Source organism: Bradyrhizobium sp. Leo170, from assembly GCF_004296405.1.
Lineage (GTDB): Bacteria > Pseudomonadota > Alphaproteobacteria > Rhizobiales > Xanthobacteraceae > Bradyrhizobium.
In genome coordinates this window covers 1-11,620 of sequence record NZ_PSRR01000273.1, presented here as the reverse complement: position 1 = coordinate 11,620, position 11,620 = coordinate 1, and the positions used below count along the sequence as shown (strand labels likewise).

Here is an 11,620-nt window from a genome sequence, read left to right as displayed (position 1 = left end):
CAATGCATGCCGCGAGAACGCGGACTCACATCCCCTCCGCTGTTTGAAAATTGAATCATAACTCGCGGCAAGCCGTAGGGTGGGCAAAGCGAAGCGTGCCCACCATTACGAGTGGAGTGCTTGACGGTGGGCACGGCGCGATAGACGCGCCTTTGCCCACCCTACGTAGTTCCGCAACTGCTTGTTCGCCACGCTGGGGCCGTGATCTCTTCACTATGATCGTCGGTAATCACGGGACGATCGAAGGCGATCAGCATGGATCAGTTGCGGCGAAAACTCATCCGCACGCTCCTCGGCACCGCATCGGGCACGTTGCTGTTGCGCAGGTCGCGGGCGAACGCGGCGGAAAAGATGACGCTGCAGGAAGCCGGCTATCAGGACACGCCGAACGGGATCTATAGCTGCGGCATGTGCACATTCTTCGAAGCACCGAAATCGTGCAGGGTTGTCGCCGGCGACATCAGCCGCGACGGCTGGTGCAAGGTATTTGCTGCGGTGGATTGAGTGCGAGGAAGTCGTAGGGTGGGTAAACGCGCACGCTTGCCTCTATCCCCTCACCCTGAGGAGCCTGCGAAGCAGGCGTCTCGAAGGGCGAGGCCACCGGCCGGCCTCATCCTTCTCCCGGCGATGCGTAGCATCGTCCGGAGACGCGGCGAAGACGCCGCTCCTCAGGATGAGGAGCGAACACGGAGCACTCGTTACAACTCCCGCGCATTCGAAAACGCAAACGAACTTACCCGCCGCGTGTTCTCGTCCAGGATCAGTGTGCGCGTGATCGGCGGCTCCGCGCGCTGGGCGCAGTTCTCGCGCTCGCAGAGGCGGCAGTTGACGCCAATCGGCGTGCCCTCGGCCTTCTCGAGGTCCATGCCGGCGGCGTAGATCAGGCGCGAGGCGTGGCGGATCTCGCAGCCCAGGCTGATCGCAAAGCGCGGCTGCGGCAGCGGGTGCGGGGCGATCGGTCGGCGCACCATCTGCGCGATCGAGAAATAGCGCGTGCCGTCGGGCAGCTCGATCACCTGCTTGAGCAGCCGGTCCGGCGTGTCGAAGGTCGAATGCACGTTCCACAGCGGGCAGGTGCCGCCGAATTTCGAGAATGGGAACGTCCCGGAGGAGAATCGCTTGGACACGTTGCCGGCATTGTCGACCCGCAGCATGAAGAACGGCACGCCGCGCGCGTTCGGCCGCTGCAGCGTGGTCAGGCGATGACAGATCTGCTCGAAGCCGGCGTTGAAGCGCTGCGCCAGCACATGCACGTCGTAGCTCAGCGCCTCGGCGGCGGCGAGGAAGGGCTGGTAGGGCATCATCACGGCGGCGGCGAAATAGTTCGCGAGCGTGATGCGGTAGAGCCGGCGCGCCGAATCGTCGAGCGGACCGCCGCGGCCGGTGATGGAATCGATGCTTCCGCCGCATTCGGCGAGCCCGATCTGCAACGCGAGCTGGAAGGTGCGGCTCGGTGTATCGACCAGCTCGGAGATCAGGAGCTGCCGGCGATGGCGGTCGAAGCGCCGCAGCGTTTCCCGCATCACGTCAACGGGCATGATCCGGGTCACGATCGAATGTTTTTCGCGGAGCCGCGCGGAGAGCGCCGCGAACAGCTCGTCGGCGGCCACGTTCAGCTCGTCGCGCAAATTCTCCGCTGCCGTCTCGAGCTCGGGGAAATAGTTGCGGTTGGCCTCGATCAGGTCGCGCACGCGCTCGATCGGATTGGCCTCGAAGCGGGCGCCTTCGTTGCGGTCGGCCATCTGGGCAGCGACCAGGGTCTCGCCGCGGCGCGCCTCGGTATAGGCGGCGTAGAGCCGTTGCAGTGCGTGCGTTACGCCGGGGCAGAGCTCGGCGAGGTCGCGCAGTTCCTGCTTGGGAACGTCGATCTGGCGGAACAAGGGATCGGAGAAGATCTCGTTGAGCTCTGCAAAGAAGCGATCCTCGTCGGCGGTCGCGAGGTCGCGCAGGTCGAGGTCGTAGGTCTCGGCCAGGCGGAGCAGGATCTGCGCCGTCACCGGGCGCTGGTTGCGCTCGATCAGGTTGATGTAGCTCGGGGAAATGCCGAGCCCCTCGGCGATCTGGGTCTGCGACAGCCCCAATTGCTGCCGGATCCGACGGAATCGGGGGCCGACAAACAGCTTCTTTCCGGACTCGGCAGGCATGGCAGCGTTCCTGACCTATTATTTACAAAATTTACAAAATAACATTTCACACAAGAACAGATGTTACATGACATCACCATTCGAATGCAAGCCATCTGTACTAATCGTGGCGCTTCACGTTTAGCTCCTGAACGCATTTCGCAATGCACTGTCACGAATGTCGATCGACGAGAGTAGCGGAGACAAACGCTGCGGTTGGTCGTCACCGAAAGGAGCACGCACATGAACTACCAGCCACGTGGGATCAGCGACCGGGCGATCCAGGGACCGGCTTCCTATCTGAGCGAGATTGAAGCCGCCGAAGCACTCCTCAAGACCAAGGACACGTGGAACGGTGTGACCGCCGAAGCCGTGGCGCGCATGCGGCTGCAGAACCGCTTCAAGACCGGCCTCGACGTCGCCCGCTACACCGCGGCGCTGATGCGCGCCGACATGGCCGCCTATGACGGCGACCCCACCAAGTACACCCAATCGCTGGGGTGCTGGCACGGCTTCATCGCCCAGCAGAAGCTGATTTCGGTCAAGAAGCATTTCGGCACGACCGATCGCCGCTATCTGTACCTGTCCGGCTGGATGATCGCCGCGCTCCGCTCCGAGTTCGGACCGCTGCCGGACCAGTCGATGCACGAGAAGACCTCGGTGCCGGCCCTGATCGAGGAGCTCTACACCTTCCTGCGTCAAGCGGACTCGCGTGAGCTGAACGATATCTTCCGCGCGCTCGACGCCGCCCGCAAGGAAGGCGACAAGGCGAAGGAAAAGGCGCTGATCGAGAAGATCGACAACTTCCAGACCCACGTCGTGCCCGTCATCGCCGACATCGATGCCGGCTTCGGCAATGCGGAAGCGACCTATCTGCTCGCCAAGAAGATGATCGAAGCGGGCGCCTGCGCCCTGCAGATCGAAAACCAGGTCTCGGACGAGAAGCAATGCGGCCACCAGGACGGCAAGGTCACCGTGCCGCATGAGGTCTTCCTGGCGAAGATTCGTGCCTGCCGTCACGCGTTCCTTGAGTTGGGCGTCGAAGACGGCGTCGTCGTGACCCGCACCGACTCGCTCGGCGCCGGCCTCACGCAACAGATCGCCGTGAGCCACAAGCCCGGCGACCTCGGCGACCAGTACAACAGCTTCCTGGATTGCGAGGAAGTGACGGCCGCCAACGCTCGGAACGGCGATGTCATCATCAACCAGAACGGCAAGATGATGCGTCCGAAGCGGCTGCCCAGCAATCTCTATCAGTTCCGCCCCGGCACCGGCGAAGACCGCTGCGTGCTGGACTGCATCACCTCGTTGCAGAACGGCGCCGACTTGCTGTGGATCGAGACCGAGAAGCCGCATATCGAGCAGATCGCCAAGATGGTCGATCGGATCCGCAAGGTCGTTCCGAACGCGAAGCTGGCCTACAACAACTCGCCGTCCTTCAACTGGACGCTCAACTTCCGTTGGCAGGTCTACGACGCGATGAAGGAAGCCGGCAAGGACGTCAGCAAGTACAACCGCGCCGAGCTGATGAAGGCGGAATACGACAGCACGCCGCTGGCAATCGAAGCCGACGAGCGCATCCGCACCTTCCAGGCCGATTCAGCCAAGCGCGCCGGCATCTTCCATCATCTGATCACGTTGCCGACCTATCACACGGCAGCTCTGTCGACTGACAATCTCGCGAGGGAGTATTTCGGCGAGCAGGGCATGCTGGGCTATGTGAAGAATGTTCAGCGCCAGGAGATCCGCCAGGGTATCGCCTGCGTCAAGCATCAGAACATGGCCGGCTCCGATATCGGCGACGATCACAAGGAATATTTTGCCGGTGAAGCCGCGCTGAAGGCGGGCGGCGCCCACAACACGATGAACCAGTTCGGCTAACGGTGGAATCGATCAGGAGACTATCATGACCAAAGGCAGCAATTTCTGGGTGATCGGCGGTGAGTTCGGTTCGATGAACTTCCACAAGCTCGTCGAAGGCTCGGCCCAGGTCAAAGGTCCGTTCAAGACCCGCAAGGAGGCGGAGGACTGCTGGCGCGAAGTGTCGGAAGAAAACCGCCACAAGGCCGGCGTACGCTTCTCCATCGTGGAAGAGCCCTCCCGCGTCCCGGCCTGACAGGCTGCCGACGGTCAGCGTTGAAGAAGACGTCCAAGGACGGACGGCCCCATCCGGATTTCCGGGTGGGGCTGTCTGATTTCGGGACAGCCCTTGACGCCCCCTTGGGGATAAGTCGCCCGATAACCCCTTGGGAACCAACGGCCTTTGCGGAAGTAACGGTTACTGATAGGTTAATCCGGTAGAACCCGTCAGGACGAGGCCGCAAGGGATGTCGGACGCCCAGAATACCGGCAATGCCGCGAGCGATATGCGGCCGACGCTGCGCGAAGCTTTGCGCAAGGCCCGGATCGAGGCCGCGGATCGCACTGGCGTCGTCGTCGAGTTGCGCGATGCCGAGGTCGCGCGGCTGGAGATCCTGAACGAGGCGCTCGATCCCTTGTTCGCGCAGGTGCCGGAAAAGGTCGACCTGTTCGACCGCGGCATCAGCCAGGGCGAGACGCCGCGGCTGTGGATCGACGTCGTCGCCCATGTCGTGATGGGGCGCGACAAGCGGATCTACCGCTTCGTGCAGGACACCCGCTTCGGCCGCATCGTGCTCGCCGAATCGCACGACGTGCCGGTCATCGTGGATGCCGTCACCGACTATGTCGCCCGCCGCATGATCGAGCGCGAGCATGCGATGGTGGCGAGCCCGAAGGCGGCGGAGCCCGTGACCGCCGAGAAGCCGCAGCGCCGCCGTGGCAGATTCGGGATGTTCCTGCTCGGCTTCATCCTCGGCGCACTCGCGCTGTTCGCGCTGGCGCTGTTCGCGAGCCTGGACAATCTCTAGCGGCCTCACGCCAGCCGCGTGTCGCTCAAACGCCCGACACGCAAATCGTCGCCGATCCCGCGCACCACTTGCTCGCAGCGCCAGGCATTGCCGTCGCGCTCGATCGAAAACAGATTATACGCCGCCGCCGGATAATGATGGCGGGGCAGCGCCGAAGCCGAGGGCACGCCGATCGCCGGGATCTTGCCGCTCGGCCCGTCGAACCACATCGTGGAATGGATGTGGTCATGGCCGTGCAGGATCAATTCCACGCCGTATCGCTTGATGAGATCGAGCAGCTTGTGCGAGTCCGTCAACCGTTTGACGCGCGCATCCGAATGCAGGGGATGGTGGACCAGCAGCACGCGGAAGGCGCCCTCGGTCGACAATTCCGCCAGCATGCGCTCGAGGCTTGCGAGCTGCGCGTGGCCGAGCCATCCGGTCGCCATCAAGGGCGGCGTCGGCACCGCGGAGGATGTCCCGATCAGGGCCACCGGGCCGCGCCGGCGCAGGAACGGAAACAGCGCGGCGCCATCTGCGCCATCGCCGCGCAGATAGTCGGCGAAGGTCGTGGCGAAGCGATGCCGCGTCGCGCGCACATAGGCGTCGTGATTGCCGGGAACGACGGTCACGCGATCCGGCGGGCCGACGCTCTCGAGCCAGGCACGCGCCGGCTTGAACTCCGTCTCCAGCGCCAGGTTGACGAGATCGCCGGTAATCGCAATGTGATCCGGGTGTTGCCCCTGCAAATCCGCCACCAGCGCATCCAGCACCTCGCGGCGATGGTATTTGTGACGGTTGCGGGTCCAGTTCAGATAGCCGAAGGCGCGCTTGCCCGCGAGGTCGCGCAGCCGCGCCACCGGCAACGGCGGCAGATGCGGATCGGACAGATGCGCCAACCGAAACGCCGCCATCATTCCGTCCCTGTTGGCCTGTCCGTGATATACAGCCGCGGCATGGTCATTCCCTGATGGTCCGCATTCTATTGGCAAGCGGGCGCCTTCCGCGCAAGGATCAAACGTCGTTGTCGTTCCAGTCGAGGTTTTCGTGACGATCCTGATGGATTTGCGCAAGCGCTACGAGCCGCAGCTCAGACGGGTGTTCCATCTCTATTTTCGGTTGGCCCGCGGCATGACGCTCGGCGTGCGCGCGGTCGTGCTCAATCACGAGAACAAGGTGTTCCTGGTCAAGCACAGCTATGTCAGCGGCTGGTACCTGCCCGGCGGGGGCGTCGAGGTCGGCGAGACACTGATGGAAGCGCTGCGGCGCGAGCTCGAGGAGGAGGGGCGCATCGAGCTTGTGGGCACCCCGGTGCTGCACGGCGTCTTCCTCAACAGCCATGTCTCCCGCCGCGACCATGTCGCGGTCTATGTCATCAGGCAGTACCGCCAGGACCGCCTGCCGGAGCCGAACCATGAGATCGTGGACACCGGTTTCTTCGATCCGGCGGCATTGCCCGCCGACACCACGCCCGGCACCCGCCTGCGGATCGCCGAAGTGCTCGGCGGCGGGGCGCCGATCGCCACATGGCGCTAGCGACGGCTTGTGCTAGAAGACGCGTCCTAAAGATCGAACGCCGCGACAGGGGCTGGATGAAACAATTGAAAACCGCCTTCGGCGTCGTCTTGCTGCTGATCCTGATCAGCAACATCTGGACAATCTCGAAATGGAACGAAAGCCGCGGCGTCTATGATGACATCTGCTACCTCCGCCAGGCGCATCTGTTCCAGCGCTTCGGCATAAGCGGCCTGGACACGAACATCGCCAGGGATGATGACCGCTACATGCTGCGCAAGCTCCAGGAGATCAACTTCCCGGATCCCGGCGATCCCGCGCTTTTGCCGTGCCATACCTTCACGGCGGCGTTGAACAAGGTCGTGCTGCAATATCCGCCGGGCACCGGCTTCGTGCTCGCGCTGTTTCCGTCGGGCTTTCAGGTGATCCCGCTCTATGCCGCCGCGTCGATCGCGATTTTCGGGCTTGCGCTGCTTGCCCTGGCCCGCGCTGTCACGCGTTCCGCTGTCGTGCTCGCCGGCGTGTTCGGCATCGTGGCGCTCTATTTGATGATCAATCCGACCAAGGCAAGCTATTCCGTGGCGCCGACCATGGTCGTCTGCGCGCTGACCGGCTTCCTGACCGCGCGGCTGTTCGCTAGTGCAGGCGCGCGTCGCATCCTGATTGCCGCGGTGGTCGGCTTGTTGATCGGCCTTTCCGTCAATTTCCGCCTGCCGAACCTGCTTCTCGCGGGAGGTTATGCGGTGTTCTTCCTCGTCGCCTTCCTGCGTGCACGGAACATGAATACCTTCTGGCAGGGTCTCTCGTTCGGCATCGCGTTCCTGATTGGCATGGCGCCAACACTGATCGCGAACGCGATCAATGCGGGAAGCCCGTTCTCGACCACCTATGGCGGTGTCGACGCGGTGCCGCCGGAATTGAATGCGTCCGTCCTGCTACAATATGTGCGAGATGCACAATTCCCGCTGCTGCTGATTGCGATCGCCTGGGTGGTGGCGCTGTGGCGGTCCGGGGGGCGCGTGGCGACACGACAGATTGTCGCCGTGATCGCGCTCAACCTCGTCATCAACCTGATCTTCTTCATGAGCCATCCCGTCTTCACGCCCTATTACGTGATCCCGATCGTCATGCTGTCATTGTGGACGCTGTTGTTCGCGACCCTGGATCATTGGGCGCCGAAGCTCGCGGATGATTTTGGCGCGCCGCAAAAAGCGAGTGCCTGATGGGGGGCGAGGATGTCACGGCTTGTTCAGCGACGGTGGCAATGACGGCTTCCGCATTGCGCGTCGCGGTGCTTGTGCCGTGTTTCAACGAGGAAGCGGCGATCGGTACCGTGGTTACCGATTTCCGCAAGGTGCTGCCGCAGGCGCAGATCTTCGTCTATGACAACAACTCGCGCGACCGTACCGCCGAGATCGCGCGTGCCGCCGGTGCAGAGGTCCGCAGCGAGCGGCGCCAGGGCAAGGGACATGTGGTGCGGCGTATGTTCGCCGACGTGGACGCGGACATCTATGTCCTGGTCGACGGCGACGCGACCTACGACGCGCCGAGTGCCCCGCGCATGATCGAAGCCCTGGTGAACGATCATCTCGACATGGTGGTCGGCGTTCGGATCGATCAATCCGCCGCTGCCTATAGAAGGGGCCACCGCACCGGCAACCGGATGCTGACCGGCTTCCTCTCCGCCGTGTTCGGCCACGCTTTTCGCGACATCCTGTCCGGGTATCGCGTGTTCTCGCGCCGTTTCGTCAAGTCCTTTCCAGTGCTGTCGGACGGTTTCGAGATCGAGACCGAACTCAGCGTCCACGCGCTGGAATTGGCGTTGCCGGTCGGCGAGATCGAGACGCCCTATTATGCCCGGCCGGAGGGATCGGTCAGCAAGCTGAATACCTGGCGCGACGGGTTTCGGATTCTCGGAACCATCCTGAGGCTCTACCGCTCGGAAAAGCCGCTGCGGTTCTTCACCGGCATCGGGGTGGTCCTCGCGCTGATCTCGATCGTGCTGGCGATCCCGATCATCATCACCTTCATCGAGGAGGGTATCGTGCCGCGGCTGCCGACGGCGGTGCTGTCGACCGGCCTCATGATCGTGGCGATGCTGTCGGTCTCGTCAGGGCTGGTGCTTGACACGGTGACGCGCGGCCGCCGCGAGATGAAGCTGCTCGCCTACCTGTCGCAGCCGGCCATTGACAAGAAATGACGCGGGCGATGGACCGCGCCCGATCCAGGTGCTATCCCGCGCCTCACCATGAGTGATTTGTCGCTGACCATCCTGCCGGAAGCGCCGAACGACGCCCAGGCGATCGAGCGCCTGCACGAACGTACGTTCGGGCCCGGCCGCTACGTGCTTAGCGCCTATCGGCTGCGCGAGCATGTCGACCATCTGCTCGATCTGTCCTTCACCGCGCGCATCGGCACACTTTTGGTCGGTTCGGTCAGGCAATTGCCCGTCATGATCGGCGACACACCGGCTTTGATGCTGGGCCCGCTGACGGTGGAGCCGCCGTTCCGCGACCGCGGCGTCGGCCGCGCGTTGCTCGACCGCGCGCTCGCCGATGCCAAGGCCAAAGGGCACCGCCTCGTGATTCTGGTCGGCGACGAGCCTTATTACAGCCGCGTCGGCTTCAAGGTGATCCCGAAGGGCAGGGCGACCATGCCCGGTCCGGTCGACTACAACCGCCTGCTGGTGGCCGAACTTGTGGAAGGCGCTTTCACCGACGTCTCCGGACCGATCGGTCCCGATTGGAGCAAGGCGCGGTAGGTTAGAGCGTTTTCGAGCGAAGTGGGCACCGGTTCGCATAGCAATCAAGTTTACGGAGATTGCGTAGACTTATCTGCGTAGAAAACGCGTCAAAACAAGGATCTAGAGCTTCGGTGCTGATTCAATCAGAACCGAAAATGCTCTAGGTACGTTCCTCCCTCTCCCACGAGCCGTGGAAGAGGGAAGGGAGCCGGCTCAGAACTTCAGGTTCGCAAAGGCCCTGACGCCGATGCCGGGCAGCAGCACCTGGTCCTTGGTGTAGGAGACGGAGTTGCGGATGTTCTCGTTGAGCAGGTTGTTGCCGACGAGGCCGACCGTCATCTCGCGTGCGCCGAACCAGGACGGATCGAGCGTGGTCTTGTAGCTGACCTCTGCCTTCAGCAGGTTGTAGCCCGCCGTCGGCGTCTCCACGATCGGAGCAACGTCGTTCTGTGCAAACGCGTGCAGCAGGTTGACGCGCATGAACCAGTTGTCGTCGCGCCAGTAGACGCCGCCGCCGACGCGCATCGGAGGAATGCGTGGCACGTTGGTGCCGTCGCTGAAGGTGGCGCGGACGATGTCGAACTGGTTCTCGATGCCCCAGATGCCGCTATAGAGCGGCCCGATATCGAGCTGGCTTTGGAATTCGCCGCCGCGGAAGGTGGCGTTGCGCTGGGAATAGACCGCCTGGTTCAATTCGCCGTCGGGCGCGCCGCAGGAATTGAAGTCCTCGTCACACATCACGCCGGTGAGCCGGCGAAAGATGAAGTTGTCGAAATGGGTGTAGTAGGCGGTCGCCTCGAAGCGGAATGGTCCGGTCGCCTTGCGCAGGCCGATCTCGACCGATTTCGCGGTCTCGATCGTCAGGTTGGGATTGCCGATATCGAAGGTGGCGGTGGCGTCATGCGGGCCGCGTGAGAACAGTTCGGCGGGTTTTGGCGCGCGCTCGACATATTGCGCGGTGATGCTGCCGACGAGACCGTAGGGTAGGTCCTGGATCAACCCGATGCTGCCGCTCTTCGGCGTAAAGGACGGATTGCGGGCGATGTTGAATTGCGGATTGCCGTCCGGCAAGAAGTCGGGTGGAAAATTCGGCGTCGAGCCGTGCAGCTCGACATGCTCAATACGGCCGGCGATCTGCGCCTTGGTCGTCTCGGAGAATTTGAACTCGTTGAAGACGTAGCCGGCGATACGGTTGTTGTTGTTCGGATTCCACAGGCCGTTGAACAGCGAGCCGGGGTCGTCCGGGCTCGGAGCGGTCAATTCCTGGTGGCCGCCCTGCAGGCCGAACGCGGTGGTGACGTCGGCAAAGCGCGCGTTGAACGGCATCAACTGCACCTCGACGCGGGCTTCCTGCTCCTTGTTGGTGAAGGTCTGGCGTACACCGTCGCTGAATGGATCGGCTGGATCGGCCAGCCCAATCTCGTTGTGCCTGTAGTCGGTCGCGCCGGCCCACAGACGGATTGCATCGATGGCCGCTGCATCCGGCCGGTATTCGCCCTTCACGGTGATCTTGGTCTGATGTGCGTCGATCCGGGTCTGATGGTCGGCGCCGTCGATGCCAGGGATGTGATAAAGTGAATCGTTTTGGGTAATTGCAGCGCCGATAAAGCCGCCATTGAAGATATACGAGCCGCCGATCGAGGCACCATCCGCCTGCATGGCTGAATTCGGCTGCCGCCCGTTGACCGGTCTGGTTTGGTCGAACAGGTAAGGATAACTGGGGATGTTGTAGTCGCCGGCCTTGCGACCAAAGGCGTCGGCGTGAAACGCGAAATTGCCTGCGCCGGTATCGAGCAGGATGCCGCCGTCGACGCCACGATCGACGGAGCTTATTGCCGTTCGCGTCTCGACGTTCACGCAAGGTGACGAAGGCGCGCCAGCCAGCGGCGCTTTCGCCGGTAGGCCGTAGGTTTGGAACGGCGGGGCCGCGCATGAGGGAAGGGCGTCCGGAATGCGGTTGTTGGTCGCGCTCACGATGCCACCGATCGAAGTCGAACCGTAACGCATCGCCGCCGGACCACGAATGACCTCGACCTGGTTGGTGGCAAGCGGATCAACCGGCACGTAATGATCCTCACCGAGATCCGAGGCGCCGCCGGCGTTATTGCCGTTCTCGATGATTCCAACGCGATTGACGTCGAGGCCTCGGATAATCGGCCGGCTCGAAGCGCCCGGCGCAAAGGTTGAGCCGGTGATGCCCGGTTTGGAAAACAGGAGGTCACCGAGCTGGGCGGTGCCCTCACGGCGGATTTCCTCGTTCGGCACCACGGTGACCGTTGCGAACTGATCAGTCACGACCTGCAGCACCCCTTGCTGTGGCGCTGGCGGCGCGGCCGGCGCGGGCTGCGGCTGTTGGGCCACGCGCTCGCGAT

11 protein-coding genes are annotated in these 11,620 nt (G+C 63.2%); 8 read left to right on the top strand and 3 right to left on the bottom strand.

From position 1 onward, the window contains the following. Positions 1 to 255 precede the first annotated feature (255 nt). Positions 256 to 504, top strand: coding sequence for an iron oxidase (locus tag CWO89_RS32545; RefSeq protein ID WP_130582590.1), 249 nt, complete (start codon positions 256 to 258; stop codon positions 502 to 504). Between the two features lie 194 nt (positions 505 to 698). Here the strand turns inward: CWO89_RS32545 and CWO89_RS32540 are convergent, their stop codons facing one another. Further along, positions 699 to 2,144 (bottom strand): helix-turn-helix domain-containing protein, encoded by a 1,446-nt coding sequence (locus CWO89_RS32540; protein WP_130582589.1) that lies wholly within the window; start codon positions 2,142 to 2,144, stop codon positions 699 to 701. 222 nt (positions 2,145 to 2,366) lie between these two features. On the opposite strand from CWO89_RS32540, the gene CWO89_RS32535 reads away from it, so the two are divergent. From CWO89_RS32535 to CWO89_RS32525, 3 genes are all read left to right on the top strand, one after another. Further along, positions 2,367 to 4,004 carry an isocitrate lyase gene (locus CWO89_RS32535; RefSeq protein ID WP_130582588.1) on the top strand — a complete coding sequence of 546 codons (1,638 nt, stop codon included), beginning with the start codon at positions 2,367 to 2,369 and terminating at the stop codon, positions 4,002 to 4,004. A 25-nt stretch (positions 4,005 to 4,029) separates the two neighbouring features. After that, entirely contained in the window at positions 4,030 to 4,239 is a 210-nt protein-coding gene (locus CWO89_RS32530; protein ID WP_027581316.1) for a DUF4170 domain-containing protein, read from the top strand. A gap of 211 nt (positions 4,240 to 4,450) precedes the next feature. Next, complete coding sequence (locus CWO89_RS32525) at positions 4,451 to 5,011, top strand: hypothetical protein (protein WP_130582587.1); 561 nt, start codon at positions 4,451 to 4,453, stop codon at positions 5,009 to 5,011. Positions 5,012 to 5,016: 5 nt separating this feature from the next. Here CWO89_RS32525 and CWO89_RS32520 read toward each other — a convergent pair whose 3' ends face one another. Beyond that, positions 5,017 to 5,904, bottom strand: coding sequence for a metallophosphoesterase family protein (locus CWO89_RS32520; RefSeq protein ID WP_130582586.1), 888 nt, complete (start codon positions 5,902 to 5,904; stop codon positions 5,017 to 5,019). A gap of 145 nt (positions 5,905 to 6,049) precedes the next feature. Between CWO89_RS32520 and CWO89_RS32515 the strand changes: the two genes are divergently transcribed. From CWO89_RS32515 to CWO89_RS32500, 4 genes are read left to right on the top strand one after another with little or no spacing between them, the layout of a single operon-like run. Then, positions 6,050 to 6,526, top strand: coding sequence for an NUDIX domain-containing protein (locus tag CWO89_RS32515; RefSeq protein ID WP_165421420.1), 477 nt, complete (start codon positions 6,050 to 6,052; stop codon positions 6,524 to 6,526). Between the two features lie 56 nt (positions 6,527 to 6,582). Continuing rightward, positions 6,583 to 7,728 carry a hypothetical protein gene (locus CWO89_RS32510; RefSeq protein ID WP_130582584.1) on the top strand — a complete coding sequence of 382 codons (1,146 nt, stop codon included), beginning with the start codon at positions 6,583 to 6,585 and terminating at the stop codon, positions 7,726 to 7,728. Continuing rightward, positions 7,728 to 8,705: a glycosyltransferase family 2 protein gene (locus CWO89_RS32505; RefSeq protein ID WP_463702770.1), complete on the top strand. Its 978-nt coding sequence runs from the start codon at positions 7,728 to 7,730 to the stop codon at positions 8,703 to 8,705. The genes CWO89_RS32510 and CWO89_RS32505 overlap by 1 nt, the downstream gene beginning before the upstream one ends. Before the next feature lie 48 nt (positions 8,706 to 8,753). After that, the gene (locus CWO89_RS32500) at positions 8,754 to 9,266 is read left to right on the top strand and encodes a GNAT family N-acetyltransferase (RefSeq protein ID WP_130582583.1); all 513 of its coding nucleotides are present in this window, start codon (positions 8,754 to 8,756) and stop codon (positions 9,264 to 9,266) included. A 195-nt stretch (positions 9,267 to 9,461) separates the two neighbouring features. Here CWO89_RS32500 and CWO89_RS32495 read toward each other — a convergent pair. Further along, on the bottom strand, positions 9,462 to 11,620 hold a 2,159-nt coding region (locus tag CWO89_RS32495), incomplete at its 5' end, for a TonB-dependent receptor (RefSeq protein ID WP_130582582.1).

Bases quoted from the DNA above. Each gene is read 5' to 3' on its own strand.
- CWO89_RS32520 (WP_130582586.1), bottom strand. From the start codon at position 5,904: ATGGCGGCGTTTCGGTTGGCGCATCTGTCCGATCCGCATCTGCCGCCG.
- CWO89_RS32540 (WP_130582589.1), bottom strand. From the start codon at position 2,144: ATGCCTGCCGAGTCCGGAAAGAAGCTGTTTGTCGGCCCCCGATTCCGT.
- CWO89_RS32505 (WP_463702770.1), top strand. From the start codon at position 7,728: ATGGGGGGCGAGGATGTCACGGCTTGTTCAGCGACGGTGGCAATGACG.
- CWO89_RS32535 (WP_130582588.1), top strand. From the start codon at position 2,367: ATGAACTACCAGCCACGTGGGATCAGCGACCGGGCGATCCAGGGACCG.
- CWO89_RS32525 (WP_130582587.1), top strand. From the start codon at position 4,451: ATGTCGGACGCCCAGAATACCGGCAATGCCGCGAGCGATATGCGGCCG.
- CWO89_RS32545 (WP_130582590.1), top strand. From the start codon at position 256: ATGGATCAGTTGCGGCGAAAACTCATCCGCACGCTCCTCGGCACCGCA.
- CWO89_RS32530 (WP_027581316.1), top strand. From the start codon at position 4,030: ATGACCAAAGGCAGCAATTTCTGGGTGATCGGCGGTGAGTTCGGTTCG.
- CWO89_RS32500 (WP_130582583.1), top strand. From the start codon at position 8,754: ATGAGTGATTTGTCGCTGACCATCCTGCCGGAAGCGCCGAACGACGCC.
- CWO89_RS32515 (WP_165421420.1), top strand. From the start codon at position 6,050: ATGGATTTGCGCAAGCGCTACGAGCCGCAGCTCAGACGGGTGTTCCAT.
- CWO89_RS32510 (WP_130582584.1), top strand. From the start codon at position 6,583: ATGAAACAATTGAAAACCGCCTTCGGCGTCGTCTTGCTGCTGATCCTG.